Annotated in this window: 19 protein-coding genes and 1 CRISPR repeat array; of the genes, 10 read left to right on the plus strand and 9 right to left on the minus strand. The window is 57.8% G+C overall.

Features of this window, described 5'->3' with window-relative positions; translation table 11 throughout:
- Positions 1-7: 7 nt before the first annotated feature.
- Complete coding sequence (locus A3L02_RS08515; protein ID WP_088863505.1) at positions 8-2,890, plus strand: peptide transporter; 2,883 nt, start codon at positions 8-10, stop codon at positions 2,888-2,890.
- On the opposite strand, the gene A3L02_RS08520 is transcribed toward A3L02_RS08515, so the two are convergent.
- The 4 genes from A3L02_RS08520 to A3L02_RS08535 are packed head-to-tail and all read right to left on the minus strand — an operon-like array spanning position 2,887 to position 4,969.
- On the minus strand, positions 2,887-3,291 hold the full coding sequence (locus tag A3L02_RS08520; protein ID WP_088863506.1) for a ParB/RepB/Spo0J family partition protein: 405 nt from the start codon (positions 3,289-3,291) through the stop codon (positions 2,887-2,889). The genes A3L02_RS08515 and A3L02_RS08520 overlap by 4 nt on opposite strands.
- Complete coding sequence (locus A3L02_RS08525) at positions 3,288-3,959, minus strand: class I SAM-dependent methyltransferase (protein WP_088863507.1); 672 nt, start codon at positions 3,957-3,959, stop codon at positions 3,288-3,290. Before A3L02_RS08525 ends, A3L02_RS08520 begins: the two co-directional genes overlap by 4 nt.
- 1 nt (position 3,960) lies before the next feature.
- Positions 3,961-4,242, minus strand: coding sequence for an MTH1187 family thiamine-binding protein (locus A3L02_RS08530; RefSeq protein ID WP_088863508.1), 282 nt, complete (start codon positions 4,240-4,242; stop codon positions 3,961-3,963).
- Positions 4,243-4,294: 52 nt separating this feature from the next.
- Complete coding sequence (locus A3L02_RS08535; RefSeq protein WP_088863509.1) at positions 4,295-4,969, minus strand: adenylate kinase; 675 nt, start codon at positions 4,967-4,969, stop codon at positions 4,295-4,297.
- A gap of 55 nt (positions 4,970-5,024) precedes the next feature.
- Between A3L02_RS08535 and A3L02_RS08540 the strand changes: the two genes are divergently transcribed.
- Entirely contained in the window at positions 5,025-5,471 is a 447-nt protein-coding gene (locus tag A3L02_RS08540) for a single- stranded DNA-binding family protein (protein ID WP_088863510.1), read from the plus strand.
- 340 nt (positions 5,472-5,811) lie between these two features.
- Positions 5,812-6,249: a CRISPR direct-repeat array (repeat unit 30 nt; unit sequence CTTTCAATTCTCCTCGAGTCTTATTGCAAC).
- 455 nt (positions 6,250-6,704) lie between these two features.
- On the opposite strand, the gene A3L02_RS08545 is transcribed toward A3L02_RS08540, so the two are convergent.
- The 3 genes from A3L02_RS08545 to A3L02_RS08555 form a co-directional block, all read right to left on the minus strand.
- On the minus strand, positions 6,705-7,265 hold the full coding sequence (locus A3L02_RS08545; RefSeq protein WP_088863511.1) for a Maf-like protein: 561 nt from the start codon (positions 7,263-7,265) through the stop codon (positions 6,705-6,707).
- Positions 7,266-7,340: 75 nt separating this feature from the next.
- A complete protein-coding gene (locus A3L02_RS08550; protein ID WP_394335144.1) occupies positions 7,341-7,583 on the minus strand; it encodes a hypothetical protein in 243 nt (80 codons plus the stop codon).
- Positions 7,584-7,699: 116 nt separating this feature from the next.
- Positions 7,700-9,508 carry a PINc/VapC family ATPase gene (locus A3L02_RS08555; protein ID WP_088863512.1) on the minus strand — a complete coding sequence of 603 codons (1,809 nt, stop codon included), beginning with the start codon at positions 9,506-9,508 and terminating at the stop codon, positions 7,700-7,702.
- Between the two features lie 98 nt (positions 9,509-9,606).
- Between A3L02_RS08555 and minD the strand changes: the two genes are divergently transcribed.
- The 7 genes from minD to A3L02_RS08590 all read left to right on the plus strand — a co-directional run bounded on the left by minD (position 9,607) and on the right by A3L02_RS08590 (position 17,373).
- A complete protein-coding gene (minD, locus tag A3L02_RS08560) occupies positions 9,607-10,344 on the plus strand; it encodes a cell division ATPase MinD (RefSeq protein ID WP_088863513.1) in 738 nt (245 codons plus the stop codon).
- Complete coding sequence (locus tag A3L02_RS08565) at positions 10,341-11,084, plus strand: ATP/GTP-binding protein (RefSeq protein WP_088863514.1); 744 nt, start codon at positions 10,341-10,343, stop codon at positions 11,082-11,084. Before minD ends, A3L02_RS08565 begins: the two co-directional genes overlap by 4 nt.
- A 121-nt stretch (positions 11,085-11,205) precedes the next feature.
- Positions 11,206-12,645, plus strand: a complete 1,440-nt coding sequence (gene asnB, locus A3L02_RS08570) for an asparagine synthase (glutamine-hydrolyzing) (protein ID WP_088863515.1) — start codon at positions 11,206-11,208, stop codon at positions 12,643-12,645.
- A 143-nt stretch (positions 12,646-12,788) separates the two neighbouring features.
- The gene (locus tag A3L02_RS08575) at positions 12,789-13,994 is read left to right on the plus strand and encodes a cell wall-binding repeat-containing protein (protein WP_088863516.1); all 1,206 of its coding nucleotides are present in this window, start codon (positions 12,789-12,791) and stop codon (positions 13,992-13,994) included.
- 37 nt (positions 13,995-14,031) lie between these two features.
- Positions 14,032-15,060, plus strand: a complete 1,029-nt coding sequence (locus A3L02_RS08580) for a glycosyltransferase family 4 protein (RefSeq protein WP_088863517.1) — start codon at positions 14,032-14,034, stop codon at positions 15,058-15,060.
- Positions 15,061-15,100: 40 nt separating this feature from the next.
- Entirely contained in the window at positions 15,101-16,120 is a 1,020-nt protein-coding gene (locus A3L02_RS08585) for an L-threonylcarbamoyladenylate synthase (protein ID WP_088863518.1), read from the plus strand.
- 62 nt (positions 16,121-16,182) lie between these two features.
- Positions 16,183-17,373 (plus strand): hypothetical protein, encoded by a 1,191-nt coding sequence (locus A3L02_RS08590; RefSeq protein WP_394335145.1) that lies wholly within the window; start codon positions 16,183-16,185, stop codon positions 17,371-17,373.
- 28 nt (positions 17,374-17,401) lie between these two features.
- Here A3L02_RS08590 and A3L02_RS08595 read toward each other — a convergent pair whose 3' ends face one another.
- Positions 17,402-17,824 carry a hypothetical protein gene (locus tag A3L02_RS08595; RefSeq protein WP_088863519.1) on the minus strand — a complete coding sequence of 141 codons (423 nt, stop codon included), beginning with the start codon at positions 17,822-17,824 and terminating at the stop codon, positions 17,402-17,404.
- Positions 17,825-17,905: 81 nt separating this feature from the next.
- On the opposite strand from A3L02_RS08595, the gene A3L02_RS08600 reads away from it, so the two are divergent.
- The gene (locus A3L02_RS08600; protein ID WP_088863520.1) at positions 17,906-18,610 is read left to right on the plus strand and encodes a nucleotidyltransferase domain-containing protein; all 705 of its coding nucleotides are present in this window, start codon (positions 17,906-17,908) and stop codon (positions 18,608-18,610) included.
- Here A3L02_RS08600 and A3L02_RS08605 read toward each other — a convergent pair.
- On the minus strand, positions 18,607-19,863 hold the full coding sequence (locus tag A3L02_RS08605) for an ATP-binding protein (RefSeq protein ID WP_088863521.1): 1,257 nt from the start codon (positions 19,861-19,863) through the stop codon (positions 18,607-18,609). The two genes, A3L02_RS08600 and A3L02_RS08605, sit on opposite strands and share 4 nt — an antisense overlap.
- Positions 19,864-19,918: the final 55 nt, after the last annotated feature.

The raw sequence follows: 19,918 nt of genomic DNA on the forward strand, positions 1-19,918 counted from the left end.
GGTTCCAATGGTGAAGACGAAGGTTAAGGAGAAAAGAGCGGAAGATAAGAAACGGAAGAAAAAAGACGGGAATCCCTCCCTTTCCAAATACTACGATAGGTTCAAGGCCTACGGCCTGCCGCTTATAGCCCTGCTCCTCGCCTACTGGGGGTTCAGGATAAGGAACATCACCTCGAACTACAAAACCTTCCTCGATCCCGACACGTTCTTCCACTACGAGATGTATAAGCAGGCGATAACCCACTGGATTCCGAAGTACTTCGCCTACGCCAACCCGCCGACCGGGATAAAGGCGGGCGGTTACCTCGGTCTCTACACGGTTCAGGCGGCGTTCTACAAGATGGTCTCGGTCTTCGGTTACAGCCAGCTTGGGGCCTTCAAGCTCTGGCCGCCCTTCGTGGGAGCGGTAACCATACTAACGGCCTACTTCGTCGGAAAGAAGCTCCACTCGGACTGGGCGGGTCTCTGGACTGCGGCCTTCATGGCCTTCTCCTACGCCAACTTCAGCAAGACCTACTCGGGCAACAACCGTGGTGAGGGGCCGTTCATGATGTTCTTCTTCCTCACGGTCTTCCTGCTCATGGCCTACCTCGACGAGAAGGATTGGAACCCGAAGAAGATAACCAGCGGCTTTTTCTTCCTCGTGACGAGCCTCCTGTACATGGCGGTCTGGACGGGAAGCACCTTCGGCGTCAGCATACTGCTCCTCTTCGCCGGAACCACGGTGCTCGTGTACTTCATCTTCGGCCAGATGGAATCTCTGAAGCGCTTCACCCTGGACTTCTTCCCGCTCTTCGGCCTCTCGCTCCTCCTCGGCTGGGGCCTCTCCTACACAGGCTTCATCGGCATAAAGTGGTTCCTCCTCTTCGCCATCGAGGTCTTCGTGGCTCTGACCGTCTTAGCTGGGATAATGCTCTACGGCGAAAGGTTCGGCCTCAACTACTCCGACAAGAAGCACCGCTTTGCGGTCGTTACCGCGATAGCCATCGCGGGCTTCCTGGGCTTCTACGCCTACCTCGGGAGTGACCTCACGAAGTTCCTTGGAGCCGCCACCCAGTCGAACCCCCTCTACCAGACGGTAGCCGAGCTCGCGAAGACGAACTGGAAGACGATAGCCTCTTACTACAGCGTCAAGAGCAAGGACGCCATGGTCTTCATCCTCTCGCTGCTCGGCTTCGCCATAGTGGGGCTCAGGTTCGTGAGGAAGCTCGCCAGGAACGACCCAACAGGACACAAGGAGATATTCCTGGTTGCCTACTACCTCGGTTCCCTCTACCTCCTCCTCTTGGCCGTCCGTTTTGTGTTCCAGGCCTCCGGGGCGATACTCCTCCTGGCCGGAGTTGGGGTTGGGGAGATATTCATCTTCGTTGAGGAGATGAGGGAGAGCGTCACCACGAAGGCCCTCTACGCGATCCTTCTGATGCTCCTCTTCGTGCCGCTTCCCCTGATAAGCGCCCAGTACATGGGGATCATGGCCCGGAGCACCGCGAAGGCCCAGGGCTCCGTTCCATCCGACTGGGTGGAGACGCTCAACTGGCTCAAGAACAACAGCAACCCTCTCGATAGCGCGACCAGCTGGTGGGACTACGGCTACTGGATAGAGAGCTCGCTCCTGAGCCACAGGAGGAGCGCCACGGACGGCGGCCACGCCTACGACAGGCGTTACATAGTCGCGGACTTCTTCTCGCATTACGGCAACGAGAGCGAGCAGGACTTCGAGGCCTGGGAGTTGAACTACCTGATAACCTGGCAGCAGGACATCTACAAGTTCAACGCCATAAGCTACCTCGGCGGCGCGATAACCTACGGGGAGTACAAGAACAACCCGATGTTCCAGGTTCTCCCGGCGCAGTACATCCAGTACGCAAACGAGAGTGGGAAGACGGTGGTTTATATAAACACGGGAAATCACGCCTACCAGCCGGCCCTCACCATCGACCTCACGCGGGGCAGGATAATACAGGGTCGCGGCGACATCCCCTACGTCCTCTACATCTTTAGTGGGTACGGTCTGCTGGCCTACCAGAAGATAGCCTTCAGCAACTTCGTCAGGCTGGCGTTCAGGATACCCTTCTCCTTCGAGCAGTGGGACGCCCAGAAGCTCTTCGCCAACTTCAAACTCGTCCATGCCTCGGGCGGCGTCTCAATCTATAAGTTCAGGCCCTTCGCGGTTTACAGGATAGACAGGTTTGAGAACGGCACCTGGAAGGCCTTCTACAGCACTCTAAGCGGCGGGAAACTGCCCCTTGGGGAGCAGAGGCTGAGGCTCTGGATCTCGGCATTTGGAAGGGACGTTAAGAACGCCACGCTCATCTTCGAGGCCTACAACGGCAGCGTCATCGTGAAGAGGGAGGTTCTGGCCGAGAACCTCAACATGGACCACCTGAACGAGACGCCCGTCGAGGTCAACCTGACGGTGCCCAACGCCACGAGCTACCGCTTCGTTCTCGTCCAGGACGGCCCGGTTGGGGTTTTGGACGGACCCGTTTACGTCAACGGAAAGGACGTCAGCCCCAGCTACGTCCTCGGCGAGGGGAAGAGCGGCGAGCTCAAGCTCACTGCAGCCTTCAGGGAGGAGCGCGTGGTTGATCTCTACCTGCGGGCGAGCGTCGTCTACTACGTCGCGCCCAACGGCAAGGACATCTATCAAGAGAAGTTCTACCTCGAGCCCCATCAGGACATCATCGCCTACGTTCCGGTAAAGAAGGCCATAAACGTCAAGGCCGGCGACAACGAGATAACGGTCGAGGCCTCGATGCCGGAGGGTGTCTTCGAGAACTACATCAATCAGTTATACGAGAAGTACGGAAAGGACAAGGTCGTGATAGTCAGAAAGCGTGTGGAGCCCGTTTTCATAACGGAGAAGGGCTACGTGGTGTGGGAGGGCTAATCCCTCACTATTTTTACGTCCTCGAGACTTTTCAGTCCCCTTTTTTCTGCCGTTCTGACAACACCGGGGAGGAATTCCTTCGTGGGTTTTACCACTATGGCCTCAACTTCCCGGAATCCAAGCTTCCTGAGGGCAAAGGCCCTGTGGTGGCCGTCTATGATGTAGTACCTGCCCCCGTACGGGATGACGATTATCGGAGCGTCGTAGCCGTGCTTTATCTCCTGGAGAACCACCAGCAGCTTGGTCTCGCTCAGCTCTGCCTGGGTCGGGACGAGGCCGGCGAGGGGAACAACGGCCCTCTCGAGATCAAACCTGATGCCGTGGATAAATTCGTACTCGGTTTTTATCCTCCTCGCCCTCTTCCAAGCTTCCTCGTGCGTCACCAGGCGTATCTTTTTCAAGGCTTCACTCCCCTCACCGCTATGAAGGCCGCAATGCCCTTGCAGCGGTCGTAGAGCTTTTTATCGAGGGCCTCGGCGAGAGCGTGGAAGGGCCAGAAGGAGGGGAAGAAGATGACCCCCGCGCTTTGGACGTCCCTAAAACCGGCGTTCCTTAGCAGGTCCTCGAGCTCCCGGGGGGTGTAGAAGCGGGCGTACCTGTAGGCGGTCTCCACGAAGAGGCTCTTCAATCGCTTGAACAAAAACCAGGCGCTCCTCCCGTTCATCGTGCCTATCAGAACCTCCCCGCCCGGCTTCAGGACGCGGTTTATCTCCGCCACGACCCTCTCCGGCTCGTGGATGAACTCGAACATAGTGACGCTCAGCACGAGGTCGAAGCTCCCGTCCGGGAAGGGAAGGCTGTAGGCGTCGCCTTTGATACAGTTCAAGCCTTTGGAGCGGGCAACCGCGAGCATACCCTCGCTGGCGTCCAGGCCGATGACGTCGAAGCCCCTCCTCCTCAGCTCGAGCGTGTAGTTACCCGTGCCACAGCCGAGGTCGAGGGCCCTTCCTCCCCTGGACTTCAGCATCGAGAATACGAGCCACTTCTCGGTTCTGTCAACGTACCGGCCGGTCTCCGTCCTGTACCACTCGTCGTACCTGCCGGCTATCCTGTCGAAGTACTCCGCCATGTCACACCCTCACCTTGCCCTCTATCGTCAGCGGCTTGTCCGTCCTGTCGTCTATCCTGAGGCTTATGACGACCCTCCTCGCCCCAGCTTTGAGGATGGCCTCGTGGCAGGCCCTGACGAGGCCGAGGATCTCGTCCACCGAGCCCTCAACAACGGTCCCCATCGGGCAGACCCTGTACTTGAGCCCGCTGGCCCTGATGACCTCTATCACCGGTTCAAGGTACTTCCCGACGCTCGGGCTCTCCGTTCCGAGGGGGAAGAGGCATAACTCCGCGACCGCCATCATGCACCACCGACAGGGCATAACCCCTTTATCCATTTTTCCCGTCTTTTCCTCACGTCTCCCCGCTGGAACGGGACTCCCTGTTTTTGATGTAGTCCAGGAGGGGCCTTATCCTTTCCCAGACCTCGCTTATGCTCCCGTGACCGTCCACCCTCACGTAAAGACCCTGCTTTCGGTAGAACTTTATTATGGGCTCCATGTTCTTCGTGTAGAGATCGTACCTGCGCTCGACTATCTCGGGCCTGTCGTCCTCCCTCTGGATTAAATCGGCACCGCAGATATCGCACTTTCCGGGGACCTTCGGGGGGTTGTACTTGATGTGATAAACCGCGCCGCAGTTGGGGCAGATCCTCCTGCCGGAGATCCTCTCGATGCTCTCCTCCTTCGAGATGAATATCTCCATGGCGAGGTCTATCTTCATTCCGTGGTCGTAGAGGTAGTTCTCGAGCGCGAGAACCTGCTCCGCCGTCCTCGGATAGCCGTCTATGATGAAGTTCTTCCTGTCGCGCCTGAGCCTCGATATCACGAGGGTGTTGACGACGGTGTCGGGGATGAGCTCGCCCCTCGCGAGGTACCTCTCCATCTCCCTTCCGAGGGGACTCCCACGCTCGATCTCGGCGCGTATCATGTCGCCGGAGGAGACGTAGGTCAGGCCGTAGCGCTCGGTTATCGTCCTGGAGTGGGTGGACTTTCCGCTCCCGGGAGGTCCGAAGATGAGGACGTTCATTTTCTCACCGTTAGTTATTTATCCTCCAGAGGATAAAACGATTACGGTGATGGTCATGATGCTGAGGACGGGCTTCGTCCGCGCCTCGGGCTACGCCCACAAGGTCAGACGCGTTCTATTCGCCGTTACGAGGAAGAAGGTGGATCCGAAGGAGGTCGTGAGGGCCGCCGGGGAGCTGAACCAGAGGATCTTCGAGAAACTGGGAGAGCTCGGCGTTGACAAGGACGACGTCATCAGGGTTACCGTGCCCTTCACCATCGAGGAGGGAACCATCAGGTGGGACTACGAAAAACTGAAGATCGAGGTCTACAGGAAGAGCGAGGAGAGGAACCTCGCGCTGGCGATGGAGGAGGTCGAGGAGCGCGAGAGGGAGCTGGACGAGCGGATAAAGGAACTTGAGGAACTCGCGCTGCACCTCAAGAAAACGAGCGAGGAGATACTCGAGAAGCTGGAGGAACTCAAGCAGGAGCACACCTCACTTAAGCTCAGGGCGGAGGGGTGAGCGGCCGTTTAGAAGAAGCTCCATCCCACTGTTTTTTGTATAGTCTTTTACTTAGCAAAGCGCCCTTCTCATCCTCGTTCGAACATCCTGGCGGATGGCGGAAAACTGGCGTGCGGTTTTAAAGTTCGGTGTTTTAGCGTGGATTAACACTCAACTTGTCCATTTTGCAGGGTTTCCTGTCCACAAGGCGCCCGAAGGGCGCCAGAATAACCGTGAAACCTGCTTAATATCTTGTTTTAAGGTTAATCCACTATCTTATCCCCAATTTTAAAGTGCACGCTTATCATTCTTTGAATTTTCAAAAGAAAACACCCTTTTCGCCAGCCTTTTCCCAAAAGGCTGATCAATTCTCCTCGAGTCTTATTGCAACATAGCTCCCCGTGAATACGGGCGGTTACTTCAAGCCACTTTCAATTCTCCTCGAGTCTTATTGCAACCCGTCCAGAGGGCCGTTAATTACTGGCTAAACTCACACCTTTCAATTCTCCTCGAGTCTTATTGCAACTCGAGGCTAAAGGACTACCTCGAGGAGCACAAGGACGTCTTTCAATTCTCCTCGAGTCTTATTGCAACGCGGCATCAGGGGGCTACGTGCTGATTGAGCTGAACACTTTCAATTCTCCTCGAGTCTTATTGCAACTCACCTCAGAATAATTTTATCTCAGAATAATTTTATCCCTCTTTCAATTCTCCTCGAGTCTTATTGCAACAGTTCCGATTTCGGCGTTCATGAGGTTAAGACCGCCATCTTTCAATTCTCCTCGAGTCTTATTGCAACAGGCGGGGTTTTCGCCCCGTTTCTCCAGTGGGACTATAATAACGCTCGAATATTTAAGCTTTTTGGGAAAAGACCACAAAAAGAGCCTGAAGAAAGCCCGGATCCACGCCCTTAGAGAGCAGATAATGACCCTCCAAAACCCCACCAACCCCCGAAAACACAATGAACAACAAAGTCCACGCGATTTCCAGCGCGAGAAGAGAGCGTTAAAACCCGAAAAATCGGATTAAAAACCGTTAAACTCAAAAACAAACACCTTCAATAGGATCTGGGCAATTTCCAGACATCTAACGGCCCGACTCCGAACTCCGAAAAAATTTAGTTACAGTCCAAGGTAAAAAATAGAACAATACGTAACAAATAAAAAAGGGTAAAAATCGATTTTCCAAAGCGTCTCGATGCGTCAAAATCTGAATACAGGAATTTAAACTGGATTCTAAAACAAAAGAACGGCCTCAACGTGATAAAACCTCAAAACCGAGCTCCCTGAGCTTCCACACTATCTCCAACGGAAAGCCGACGACGTTGTAGTAGTCCCCCCGGATCCACTCGACGAGGAGGCCGCCCTTCCCCTGTATCCCGTAGGCCCCCGCCTTGTCCATCGGCTCGCCGGTCTCCACGTACGCCCGTATAATATCCCCGTCAAGCTCGCGGAACTTGACTTCGGTGGTCACGGTGCCGGTTATCTCCCCGCCGTTGTGGACGATGCAGTAGCCGGTCGTAACCCTATGAACCCTCCCGCTGAGGAGCCTGAGCATCCCGATGGCCTCTTCCCTGTCCCTCGGCTTTCCGAGGATGCGGCCGTCCACGCTTACCACGGTGTCGGCCCCGATGACGGTTCCGCCGGCGCGGGAGTAAACCTCGCGGGCCTTTCTCTGGGCCAGCTCGAGGGTGTAGTCAGCTGGATTCTTAAGGTTGCACTCCTCGCTCGCATGGCTCGGGATGACCTCAAACCGGTCCACAAAACGGGCGAGTATCTCCCTCCTCCTCGGCGAGGCGGACGCAAGCACCAGCATGGTCTTTCCCCCGGGGCGGAATTAAAAAACCTTGCGAACCCTTCGGCCGGTGAAAGGACCACGACGACCCGGACATCAGCCATCGGTGATGTCCCTTGAGGCTTTGAGAAGTTCCACCTCTTTTTTCAGGGATTCGAGCTCCTTCATGAGCTTCCTCCTCGTCTCCCCCATCTTCCACACTATCAGGCCCATCACGAACAGGAGCGAACCGAAAGCCAGCCCTGCTCCCCCTGCTATGAAGGGTATTGCGAGACCAATCCCTACCAGTACGGCTCCAACGGCCTCAAGGGTATCGTAGTCACCCCTCATCTTCCTCACGCTCCACATAATTCCAGGGCGCTTTTACCCCTCAGGGACCTGGAATTTTCCCGGTCAGAGGACACCCCCAAATCTTACCACAGAAAAAAGAAGAAAGCGGACCATAAAAAGTTTTCTCAGGCGGTCGCCCAGATGGGTATTCCCGCCTCGAGGAGCCTCTTTAGTTCCTTTCCGATGGGCGTGCTCTTGCTCACCTTGACGAGGCCCTTCTTGCTCGGCGTTGCCGTGAAGACGTACTCCTCCCCGCCGTAGAACTTCAGGGGGGTCTTCGCGTAGTCGGACGGGACCCTCAGCACTATCGTCTTCTTCTTCTCCTCGACCTCGACCGGGAGTCTCTCCTTCGGTTTCTCGGCCTCCCGCTCGGCGAAGCTCTTGACGTCGATGCTTATCCCTATTCTCTTCTCGAGGTCGGTTATCCTCTTCCCCTTCTTGCCGATTATCGCCGGGATGTCGAACTCGTCGGCGTAGACTATAGCCTTGTGCGGGCTGGCTATCTCGACCTCCGTGTAAACGTCCGGCAGGAACTTCTTTATCTCCTGTTTGAGCCTCTTCTCGGCGAGCTTAAGCGCCGGAGCCTTCTCCTCCCTCTTCACGGGGACGACGCTTACCTCCTCACCGTAGGTGTAAATCTCGTACTCCAGCTCGCCGGTCTCGAAATCGCGCACCTCTATGACGGGCCTCGCCAGATCTTCCTCCCTCATGCCGCTGGGCACCTTGACGAGGTACTCGAGGGTAAGAACCTTGGCCACCCTTCCGGCCTTGATGAATATGACGGTGTCGACTATCTGGGGTATCATCCCGAGCTCTACCCTGCCGATGAAGCGCTGAACCGCGTCGATGGGCTTCGTGGCGTGGACTACACCGACCATTCCAACGCCCGCAAGGCGGAGGTCGGCGTATATCTTGAAGTCGCTGGTCTTCCTCATCTCGTCGAATATCGTGTAGTCCGGCCTCACAAGGAGGAGTATGTCCCCCGTCTTCTCCATCTTGCCGCCAAGGGCGGTGTACTGGGTTATCTCCTCGCCGACCTGAAGGTCGCGCGGCTTCTCCATCGTCTTGACGATCCTTCCCATGCCGGCGTACCACTCGGCCAACGCCTGGGCGAAGGTCGTCTTCCCCTCACCGGGGGCGCCGGCTATGAGGATGCCCTGGGCCCTGTCCTTGAGCCTCTCCAACAGCTTCTCGCTGAGGTCGTAGTCCTCCATGCTCAGTTTTTTAACGGGTCTGACGGCCGTTATCTCTATCCTGTCCGCAAAGGGCGGTTTGGCTATGACTATGCGGTAGTTTCTGAGCTGGACGACGGTCGCACCCGGCTCGTCGAGTTCTATGAAGCTCTCGGGGTCGCGCTTCGCCCTCTCGACTATGTCGTCCGCTATGTCCTCGAGTTCTTTGTCCGTTAGAGCCTCCTCCCCCACCGGGACGAGCCGCCACTCCCCGGGTTTCCCCTTCTTCGCCAGCGGCCTTAAGCCGGCCTTCAGGTGGACGCTCATAGTCGTCCCGTCGAAGAAGTCCTCGAGGCGGTGCTTGACCTCCTTCTTAGCGGTCAGGTAGATAACGTCGATGCCCTTGGCCACGGCCACGTCCCTCTGCACCCTGTCGCCGGTTACCAGCGTGGCACCGAGTTCCCCGGCTATCTCACGGACCATGTGGTCTATCTCTCCCGCCTTGGCCCGCCTTATCTGCCAGAGCTCCGGTCTTCCACCGTAAAACTCCAGGATTATCCTGCCTTCGTTGGCCATCTCCCGGAGTTTTTTGAGCTCTTCAAGCCCTACGTGGCCTATCGCCTTCCCCTCGTTGGCCTGATGCTCTATCTCCGCCACTACCGCCTCGGGCACGATGACCCTGACCTTCTCCTCGAGGCCCGCGAGGAACTGGGTGAGCCTTCCGTCAACTATCACGCTCGTATCCACAACGAATACCCTCATCTCTCTCACCTCAGAAGATTCAGCTCTCCATCGTTATTCAGGGATGCTACGACTAAAGGTTCATAAAGGTTTAGCCGAAGGATAAGTGGGGGGAGAGAATGGGTAGGCTCATCTCCATAGCAAGCGGCAAGGGTGGCACCGGAAAGACCACGACGACGGCCAACCTCTCGGTCGCCCTCGGAAAGATGGGCTATCGCGTCTGCGCCGTTGACGCCGACCTAACCATGGCCAACCTGAGCCTCGTCATGGGAGTAGACGACGCCGAGACGACCATACACGACGTCCTCGCGGGAAGGGCCGAGATCAGCGATGCGGTGTACGCCACCACCTACGATAACGTTTACCTCGTCCCAGCCGCCATAGACTGGGAACACGTGATAAGGGCGGATCCCAGGGGGCTCCCTGGAACGATAAAGGGGCTCAAGGATAAGTTCGACTTCGTTCTCATAGACTGCCCGGCCGGCCTTCAGATGGACGCCATGAACGCGATGCTGAGCGGGGAGGAGGTTCTCCTCGTTACGACCCCCGAGATCCCGTGCGTCACAGACACCATGAAGGTCGGCGTGGTCCTGAAAAAGGCGGGCCTGGCGATTCTGGGCTTCGTCTTCAATCGCCTTGGTATAAGCGAGGCAGAGATCACCCCCGAGGTGGCAGAGGAGGTCATGGAGGTACCCCTGCTGGCGGTTATCCCGGAGGATCCCGTGGTGAGGGAGGCCACCCTCGAGGGGGTTCCGGTGGTGGAGTACAAACCGAAATCGGAGGGTGCAAAGGCCTTCATGGAGCTCGCGGAGAGGATATCCAAGATATCAGGCCTCAAGGCAAGGGTGATGCAATGATAGTGGCCTTTGTGGGAACCGCCGGGAGCGGTAAGACGACCCTTACGGCGGCTTTTGGGAGGTACCTCAAGGAGAACGGCCACTCGGTTGCCTACGCAAACCTCGATACCGGCGTGAGGAAACTGCCGTACAGGCCGGACGTCGATGTCCGGAGGGACGTAACGGCGTGGGAGCTCATGGAGGAAGGTTACGGCCCCAACGGGGCGATAGTGGAGAGCTACGACCGCCTCCTCCCGAAGGTTTCCGCCTATCTCACCGAGATCCTGAAGTTGGAGGATGAGAGGGACTACGTTCTCCTCGACACGCCCGGCCAGATGGAGACGTTTCTCTTCCACGAGTTCGGTGTGAGGCTGATGGAGAACCTCCCCGAGCCGCTGACGGTCTACCTCTTCAGCCCGGATATCCTGAGGAAACCGGAGGATTTCTGCTTCGTCCGCTTCTTTGGTCTGATGATAGAACTGCGCCTCGGAACCACGACCGTTCCCGCCATGAGCAAGGTCGACACCGTGGAGAGGCTCGAGGACTACAGGAAATACCTCGACGATCTCGATTACCTGAACTCCCGGTTAAGGCTTGAGCCCTCGATGCAGGGCCTCCTCGCCCACAGAATGTGCTCGGTGCTCCCGGAGCTGGCACCGCCCACGAGGATCCTCTACGTCTCCGCCCGGACGGGGGAGGGCTTTGACGACCTCGAGACTCTAAGCTATGAGCACTACTGCAACTGCGGCGATTTGACCTGATTCAATCTCCGCCGCGATTTCTGGACTGGCTTTCAGTTTCTCAAAAACATCCTGAAAACGCTTTCAGGGGATAAGGGGAAGCCTTTTTGGCTTCGTACCTCCAAGTCCCGGTGGTGGGAGCATGTGCCTGATAGCGGGAGGAGTCGGTGAGAACCTCAAAGAAAAGTTCGTGAGGATGATACTGGCCGGAAAACACCGGGGGCCGGACTCCTTTGGCGTGTGGACGAACGAGGGAATTATGAAATCGGACGACTTCTCGAGGGTTGATGAGATCCCCGAGGGGAACATCGGCCTCCTCCAGTGCAGGCTGGCGATGACCGGCTCTCCCGCCTACACCCAGCCCTTCCACAACGAACTAACCCTCGCCCACAACGGTGAGATCTACAATTATTCTCACCTCAGGAACTACCTCGAGGGAAAGGGGGTGTCCTTCGAGACCGACGTCGACAGCGAGGTTATCCTGAGGCTCCTTGAGTACCTCCTCGAGGGCGGGTTAAACATCTGGCGGGCCGTGAGAAAGGCCATGACGATGCTCGAGGGGGACTACGCGGTGGCCCTCAGCGACGGGGGGAGGATATACCTGTTCCGTGACCCCGTGGGCGTTAGGCCCCTCTACTACTCCCCCAGGGGTTTCTTTGCCTCCGAGAGGAAGGTCCTTTGGGCGATAGGGGAGGAAGCGGTTCCTGTTAACCCGGGAGAACTCGTCGTGATCTCGCGCGGGGGCGTTGAAAAGAGAAAGGTCTTCACGATCACGGAGCTGAGGAAAAGCCTGAGGCCGGAGAGGGCGAGGCGCGCCCTTGCGAACGTATTAACGCACGCGGTCAAGGTCAGGACTGGAAGGAGAACAGGCATCCTCTTCTCAGGGGGGCTGGACAGCTCCATCATTGCCCTCCTCGCCTCCCGCTACTCCGACGTTACCCTCTACACCGCGGGGGCCGAGGGCAGTCCCGACCTCGAGTGGGCGCGAAAGGTCAGTGAGCTCCTGGGACTTCCGCTCAAAGAGCGGGTCTTCGATGTGGACGACGTCCGCGACGCGGTTCCAGAGGTGATCTTCGCCATAGAGGAGCCCAATCCGATGAACCTCGCGATAGGGCTTCCCCTCTACTTCGCCACGGGACTTGCGAGGGAGGATGGATGCAGGCTACTCCTGAGCGGCCAGGGGGCCGATGAGCTCTTCGGGGGCTACGCGAAGTACCTTGAAAACCCCGGGTTGATGGAGAGGGACCTCCTCGAGCTCGGGGAGAGGAACCTCGCGAGGGACGACAAGATAGCCATGCTCAACTCGGTCGAGGTCAGGGTTCCGTTCCTCGACCTATCCGTGGTTTCCGTCGCGCTGGGAACGCCCCTTGGCTCGAAGATAGGGGAGGGCGTAAGAAAGGCCATCCTGCGGAAGGTCGCCGTTGACCTCGGACTGCCCAGGGAGATAGCGGAGCGCGGGAAGAAGGCCGCCCAGTACGGCAGTCGTTCCCAGAGGCTCCTCGAGAGGCTGGCCAAAGCCGAGGGCCTCAGCCTGAGTGAGTACACCCAACGGGTCTTCAACGGGGTCTTTAAACGCGGGTAAACGGTTCTGAACGTCCGTTAATCCTCCCCGGGAAACAGGGGCCTTTCCATCTCATCCTCACCCTTCGGGTCAAACCGGGACGAACGATTGCGTGAAAAAGCCTTAAATAAGGCTTTTCCCAATACGAAAGCAGGTGGGAGAGCGTGATACTGAAAAAGGGGCTCGTAATCATCATTGGTTTCATGTTCATGCTCGGGGGAGTTCCCCTCGGGGGCGCGAGCGGCGGGATGAAACTGGTCATCCTCGTGAGCGACAACGAGGCCGATTCAGCGGTCGCCCAAAACGTGGCGGACCTCCTCGGGGCCCAACTAATCGTGAGCCCGTGGGGTACGTACGATCCCGCGGCGAGCGCCGAGATCCTCAGCATCGACCCGGACAGGGTCATAATAATCGGGGGCCCCGTTGCCGTTCCCGAGGAGTACACGGAGGACCTGGAGGAATTTGGGATCCCGTACGAACGCTGGTACGGCGAGACGAGGTACGAAACGAACCTCGCGGTGATAGAGGGGCTCAGGGACGAGTTTCCGGCGGTGTTCGGCGAAATAAAAACGGTCGTCCTCTCCAACGGCCGGGATGTCCTCGCCATGGAGAAATACCTCGAGGCCATGAAGCTGGATCCCCAGGGATTCGAGGGGAAGCCGATCCTCGTCCTCACCGACGAGGGGAAGGAAAACCTGACGATGGCGGCGCTGGAAGGCTTCAGAGGCATAGTGGAGGTCAGGTACCTGGCCACCCATCTGGGCATGGGGGGGACCGCGTTCCCCCTCAACAGGGATAAGCTGGGGGACTGGATGAGGTCACGTTTCTCAGGCTACGAGGAGAGGATCCTCACCTTCTCCCCCGAGGGGGATGAGGTTCACGCCCTCCTCCTCAGCGTCCAGAACAAAACCGAGCGTGCCGGGGAACTCCTCGATGGACTGCAGGTACCCGCCGCGATAAAGAGGCTTGAGAGGGCTAAGGAAGCCCTCCAGATGGCGTGGGACGCCTACAATTCCGGCGAATACTCCGAGGCGTACAGACTCGCGGTGGTCGCGGATTTCAACGCGGACTTCGTCATATCCCGCGCCTACAGCGAGATGAGAACCGTGTACCAGGGATCCGTAAGAATGCGGCTTGAAATCGAGATACACAGGCTGGAGATAATGGTGAATGTCCTCAGGGGAAAGGGCTACGATGTAAGCGAGCTGGAATCCCTCATCGCCCAGGCCGAAAAGGCGCTCAGCAGGGGCCAGTACTCCCTCCTGCTCAACGACATCATACCCCGCATCAGACACGGGATGAAGGCTTTGAGAACGGGTAAAACCTCCTATGGTGGCGGAAACGCGGGAAGAAAAGGGGGAAGACCATAAGCCTTTTTAACGTCCCCCCCAATTTTCTCCGGTTAAGATGAGGATTCTGATGGTAGGACACTACCCGCCGCACGGTGGTGGGGTCGCGAATCACCTGGACAACCTCGTCAGGGAACTGAGGAAGAGGCACGAGGTTCACGTCCTGACCTACGGGCCGGTGAGACCGAGGGACTTTGAGAGGGAGTTCGTGCACACGGTTCGCGTTCCTCCCGTTTACGGCCTGAGGGGGACGGGCTTCGCCTTCCTCGGGTCAAAGAGGATAGCGGAACTTCACAGAAGGTTCAATTTCGACCTTATCCACGCCCACTTCGTCGGCACGACGAGCTTCGCCGGCGTTCTGGCGAAGGGGAAAACGGGCCTGCCCCTCGTCGTAACCGCCCACGGCAGCGACCTCGAGCACACGGCCGAGCTAACCCTTGGTAGGTTCTACGTGAAGAAAAGCCTCCTCGAGGCGGACGCGGTCATAGCCGTCAGCCACTGGCTGGCCCGGAAGGCCCTCTCGCTCGGGGCCCCGTCCGTTAAAGTCATACCCAACGGCGTCAGACCGCTCGAGGAAGAAAAGGGCAAGAGGGAGTACATAACTTACATAGGAGCCCTCCGCGACTACAAGGGGCCCGAGACCTTCGTGGAGCTGGCGCGCGTGTTTCCCGGGGAGAAGTTCCTCGTGGTAGGAGAGGGCCCCCTCAAACGGAAGCTTCAATCCCTCGCCCCGCCCAACGTCCGGTTCACGGGCTACAGGCACGACGTCGGGACGATACTCTCAAGGAGCAAGCTCCTGGTTCTCCCGTCCAGGAGGGAAGGCTTCGGGCTGGTCGTCCTCGAGGCCAACTCCCTCGGCGTCCCGGCCGTCGGGAGGAGGGTCAGCGCGATACCAGAGCTCGTACGCGAGGGCAAGAACGGCCTGACCTTCGGGGACTTTGACGAACTCGTGGGGGCAGTTAAGAGGCTCCTCGAACCGAAGGAAAACGCGAAGGCGGGAAGGATGGGGAGAGAGGTGGCCTCGGCTTACTCGTGGGAAACCGTCGCTAAAGAAGTCGAGGCGGTCTACGAATCCCTTTTGAGATAGCTTTTTAACAGGTTTTTAGCCCCTCGCTTCGGGTGAGAGGATGACGGTTGTAATCAACATGCGGGACGGGGTGGACGAGGAGAAGATAAGGATAGCCGCGAGGTTCATACTTCGGGGAGAGCTCGTTGCGTTTCCAACCGAAACGGTGTACGGCCTCGGCGCGGATGCGCTCAACGAAAAAGCGGTTAGAAAAATCTTCGAGGCCAAGAAAAGACCAGCGGACAACCCGCTGATAATCCACATAGCGAGATTGGACGACCTCGAGAGGATCGCCCGGGAGGTACCGCCGGAGGCGAGGCTATTGGCCGAGAGGTTCTGGCCCGGACCTTTAACCCTCGTTCTGCCGAAGGGGGAAGACGTTCCGGACGTCACCACCGGCGGCCTCGACACGGTCGCGGTTAGAATGCCCGCCCACCCGATAGCTCTCTCCCTGATAAGGGCCAGCACCCCGATAGCGGCACCCTCGGCGAACGTGAGCGGGAAGCCCAGCCCGACGCTGGCGGAGCACGTGGTGGACGACTTCTACGGGCGGATAGCGTGCATAATAGACGGGGGTGAAACCGAGATAGGCGTTGAGTCGACCGTCCTTGATCTGAGCTCGGAGAGGCCGACGCTGCTGAGGCCCGGAGGTCTCCCACTGGAGGAGATAGAGAAGGTCGTAGGAGGGGTGGAGGTGCACCCCGCGGTTGAAGGGAAGCCCGTTGACGTGGCCCGCTCACCGGGCATGAAGTACAGGCATTACTCCCCCAGCGCCCAGGTTGTGGTGGTTGAAGGGGCGAGGGAGAAGGTGAGGCGAAAGATAGGGGAACTCGTTGAGGAGTACCGTTCAAAGGGCCTGCGCGTCGGCGTCATGGCCACGGAGACCCACGATGCCGACGAGTTCTTCCACCTCGGTAAGACGGAGAGGGAAGTGGCCAGAAACCTGTTCAAGGCCCTCAGGGAGCTTGATAAGCGCGGGGTGGACGTGATAATCGCGGAGGGGGTTGAGGAGAGGGGCCTCGGCCTCGCAGTTATGAACCGGCTGAAGAAGGCGGCCGGGTACAGGATAGTTCGGGCATAGACAACGCTTAAATATCCCGGGCCCCTAAAGTTGGTAAGGAATCCTGACTCGAATCATGTGGGGTGGGAAATTTGTCACCGGACATAGGCCTGGAGGGGCCGGAGGAGCTTGAGGAGCTTGCCTTCAGGAAGATTAACGAAGGAAAAGTTAAGGACGGTCTTAAACTGGTTCTTCGCGCCGCAAGGGGTTATGAGAGAGAGGGTAAAATTCGGGACGCCGCGAGACTGTATAAATACCTCGGGTACCTTCTACTTGAAAAGACAAACGACGTTGACAAGGCCCGGCCGCCTCTCCTCAAGGCCGCCTACCTGTACATCGACCTCATAGAAGAGCACGTGTCCCGCCCGGAGGTTGACATCGATGTCCTCGATGAGTACTGCTCGAACGTTCTCGAGGTTTTTGTTACACTCAACGACAAGGGGAACCTGATGAAATACACAAAGGAGTTCGCGGGTATTTACGAGGACCTCGGCGATTCCTACAGGGAAAACGAGGACATCCCAATGGCCATAAGGGCCTATGAGTCCGCGTACCGTTATTACCGGGCCATAAACGATATCGAGTCGTACAGAAGGCTCGCCGAGACGTTGATAAGCCTCTACGGCAGGGTCGCGGAGACCAAGCTGGAGAACAACGACCTCCTGGGGGCCGCGGAGGCCTTTTATCGGCTCGCCAGTTTCATTCACACGATATTCGGTTACGATGTTCACTTCATCGAGATGATGGACACAGCTGCTAAAAACTTCGAGAAGGCCAGCAAGATCTTCTACTCTCAGGGAGACCTTGACGGGACAACCAGTGCCCTCGTGAAGGCCCAGTACGCCTATCTCCTCTCCAAGAACTTCGGCAGGGCCAAGTTAATCGGCCTCAACACCACGAGGATGCTCTACCAGGTGGTGAGCTCCTACAGGGCCAGGGGGGACGATGAGAAAACGGCGGAGAAGCTCATGGAACTCGCGGAGGCCCTCATCGGGATAGGAAAACTGGAGGATGCCATGAAGGCATACAAGAGCGTTCTGGACATCAAGAGCGGCCTGAGGTTCCGCGTCAGGGTGCGCGGCGCGGTTCTCAAATATTACGCCGCCACAAAAGAGTCGGAGAAGGTTCTGGAGGATGTAGAGGCCATCGAGTACTACCTCTCCAGGAAAGCCTACCCACGGGGGCTTGAGCTGGCGGAAAACACCATGCTGAGAGCTGGACTCGAGGAGGCCCTGGAGAAAATTCACGAGGCCGAGGGAATATACCAGCCTTAAAACAATGAAATAAATGACCTGTGGAGGTTCACTGCCTCCTTACCTCGACCCTCGGAAGCGGCACGTGGTAGGGAAGGCGCATCTCCTTGGCCATCATCATGAGAACCGGCGAGATCTCCTTGGTTATGAAGTTGACGACCTCCGCGAAGGTCATGGAGTCCATCTTTTTCTCCTCTTCCCATAGGTTGAGTATCTCGTCGATCTTCTCCTTCTGTGGGGGCAGGTAGAGTATCGCCCCCTCAATCGCACCCTGGGCGATCTTGGGGTTGTAGTCGATCTCGTACCTGAAGAGTATCTCTATTCCGTTTATCTTCCCCGTGGGAGTGCGCATCTCCCCGAGGCGCATCTCCTTCACTTTGGGGGAGAGTTTTACCTCTATCTGGCCCTGAGGCACCGCGAGGGTAACCTTCTCGAGCTCTATCTTCGTCACGTTGAATCCAAGGACGGGCATCTCTTTCACCACCCGAAACTGGTTAAGGCCATATAAAACGCTATCGGTAGGGCTTTAAAAGTTCCGGTTAAACCTATCTCGATGCCAAGGGAAAAGGTCGTTCGGATCTGGGACGAGAGGGAAGTAATCTATTCGCCGAAGAGGTGGCGCTACCTCAGGGAAAAGCGGGAGAAAGCCCTGGGGATAATGGAAAGGCTCGCTCAGTTCGATCCCTGGCTCTACGGTAGCGTCGCCAGGGGGGACGTTCGGCGGGACAGCGACGTGGACATCTTCATTCCCTACCGGGTTCCCGCCTACCTCATCGAGCTCGCCCTCGAGGGGCTCATCACGAGACGGAGGATAGTCATGGCGACGCCGTGGCACCTGATCAAGGGCATCATCGAGGTGGACGAGGAGACGACGGTCACGTTCCCGCTGATAGAGCCCACGGACAGGGAACTCGAGTTCTACCGCTGGGGCGGGGCGGTTGGCATCAGCGAGGTGAGGGCTAAGAGGCGCGTTCCGGGCGTTAACAAAAAGTTAATCCTCATTGTCCCCACCGAGAGAGGACACGTCGAGAGGGAAGTGATTGGGAGGGAGAGCGAGGTGGCGAAAATCCTCGGAGTGAGCGTGGACATCGTCAGGGAACGCGTCCACGTCCTCACGAGGCGGGACAGCATCGGGAGAACCGGGATATACATCAACGAGGAAGTCCCGGATTGGATGGGCTTCGAGGAGGCGCTGAAGGCCATAGCCGACCGCGACCCGAACGTCAGGAGGAAGGTGAGGGAGCGCGGGGGGATTTAGCGGAGGAGCCAGTCGTGGAGCGGGACGACCTCTATTGTCCTGCCCTTCAACGTGATGGTTCCCTCATTGGCGAAGGTCACGAGGGTGAGCTCCTTGGCTTTGATTCTCTTTGTGGCCTCCGCGAGGGCCCTGAGCTCGCGCTCCCTGTTTAGGGGGTGGAGTTCGTAGCTGACCTGAATCAGCTCGTCCCCAGCCAGGAAATCGACCTCCCAGCCGTCGCCGGGGACGTAAAACAGATCCTCCCCCGGTTCAAAGCCCCTCCTGAGGAGCTCGACCATTACGAGGTTCTCGATCAGGCGACCCCTGTCCTTCACCCCCAGAACCCTCAGGAGGCCGTTGTCCACGAGGTAGGGCTTGAAGCCGAGCAGTTCGGCCTTTTTGTAGGATTTCACGCGGGGCGGAAGGCGGTGGAGGATGAAGGCGTCGCCCAGGTACTCGAGGTAATCCCCGATGGTCGTTTTACCGACCGAGATCCCGAGGCTCTTCATCGTTGAGTACGTTCTATTGAGGGTTAGGTGGCTCGAGCGGGCGAGGATCTTAAGGAGGAGCCTCAGGGCGCGGAGGTTCCGGACCTCCCACCGTTCCACGATATCGCGGTAGATGGCGAGTTCGAGGATTCCCCGAAGAACCTCTGCCCTCATGTGCGGGTTGAGCACGACCTCTGGATAGCCCCCCCATTCGAGGTACTCGTCGAGGAGGGCCCTGAGTCCCGCCTTCTCCTCACTCGAGAGGTATCTCTTAACCCGGAATCCCCTCGCCCTCAGGAACTCGGGGAAGGAGAACGGGAAAACGCTGACGGTCACGGAACGTCCCCTGAGCTGGGTCGCTATCTCCTTCGAAAGAAGCTTTGCGGACGAACCGGAGACGAAGACGCGATGTCCCATATCGAGGAGGTAGCGGACGAAGCGCTCCCACCCCTCAACGACCTGAACCTCGTCGAGGAAGAGATGAAGTTTCCCACCGCCCATATCCCTTACGATGTCGAGAAGGGTCATCAGGTCCTTGAGGGAAGCTCCGACGAGCCGCGGATCCTCGAGGTTTACGTAGGCTATATCCTCCTCCCTGACCCCCTCAGATTTGAGTTCCTCCATGAGCTGGCGCATCAGATACGTCTTCCCCGCCCTCCTCGGTCCGATTATCGCCACCGCCATCCGGGTGTTGGGAACCTTAACCTCCACCTCGCGCTTTATTCCCTCGAAGGGCAGGGAGCGGTAATCGAGGAGTACTTCGGCCCACGTTCCCCTTTCGATCATCGCAATCACGGACTACGTATGGTTCATTACCTTATAAATATTTGGACTATACATA

Source organism: Thermococcus celer Vu 13 = JCM 8558, from assembly GCF_002214365.1.
GTDB lineage: Archaea > Methanobacteriota_B > Thermococci > Thermococcales > Thermococcaceae > Thermococcus > Thermococcus celer.

Bases quoted from the DNA above. Each gene is read 5' to 3' on its own strand.
- A3L02_RS08535 (WP_088863509.1), bottom strand. From the start codon at position 4,969: ATGAACGTCCTCATCTTCGGACCTCCCGGGAGCGGAAAGTCCACCCAC.
- A3L02_RS08555 (WP_088863512.1), bottom strand. From the start codon at position 9,508: ATGAGGGTATTCGTTGTGGATACGAGCGTGATAGTTGACGGAAGGCTC.
- A3L02_RS08600 (WP_088863520.1), top strand. From the start codon at position 17,906: ATGCCAAGGGAAAAGGTCGTTCGGATCTGGGACGAGAGGGAAGTAATC.
- A3L02_RS08605 (WP_088863521.1), bottom strand. From the start codon at position 19,863: ATGATCGAAAGGGGAACGTGGGCCGAAGTACTCCTCGATTACCGCTCC.
- minD (WP_088863513.1), top strand. From the start codon at position 9,607: ATGGGTAGGCTCATCTCCATAGCAAGCGGCAAGGGTGGCACCGGAAAG.
- A3L02_RS08540 (WP_088863510.1), top strand. From the start codon at position 5,025: ATGATGCTGAGGACGGGCTTCGTCCGCGCCTCGGGCTACGCCCACAAG.
- A3L02_RS08595 (WP_088863519.1), bottom strand. From the start codon at position 17,824: ATGCCCGTCCTTGGATTCAACGTGACGAAGATAGAGCTCGAGAAGGTT.
- A3L02_RS08515 (WP_088863505.1), top strand. From the start codon at position 8: ATGGTGAAGACGAAGGTTAAGGAGAAAAGAGCGGAAGATAAGAAACGG.
- A3L02_RS08580 (WP_088863517.1), top strand. From the start codon at position 14,032: ATGAGGATTCTGATGGTAGGACACTACCCGCCGCACGGTGGTGGGGTC.
- A3L02_RS08530 (WP_088863508.1), bottom strand. From the start codon at position 4,242: ATGGCGGTCGCGGAGTTATGCCTCTTCCCCCTCGGAACGGAGAGCCCG.
- A3L02_RS08585 (WP_088863518.1), top strand. From the start codon at position 15,101: ATGACGGTTGTAATCAACATGCGGGACGGGGTGGACGAGGAGAAGATA.
- asnB (WP_088863515.1), top strand. From the start codon at position 11,206: ATGTGCCTGATAGCGGGAGGAGTCGGTGAGAACCTCAAAGAAAAGTTC.
- A3L02_RS08525 (WP_088863507.1), bottom strand. From the start codon at position 3,959: ATGGCGGAGTACTTCGACAGGATAGCCGGCAGGTACGACGAGTGGTAC.
- A3L02_RS08545 (WP_088863511.1), bottom strand. From the start codon at position 7,265: ATGCTGGTGCTTGCGTCCGCCTCGCCGAGGAGGAGGGAGATACTCGCC.
- A3L02_RS08565 (WP_088863514.1), top strand. From the start codon at position 10,341: ATGATAGTGGCCTTTGTGGGAACCGCCGGGAGCGGTAAGACGACCCTT.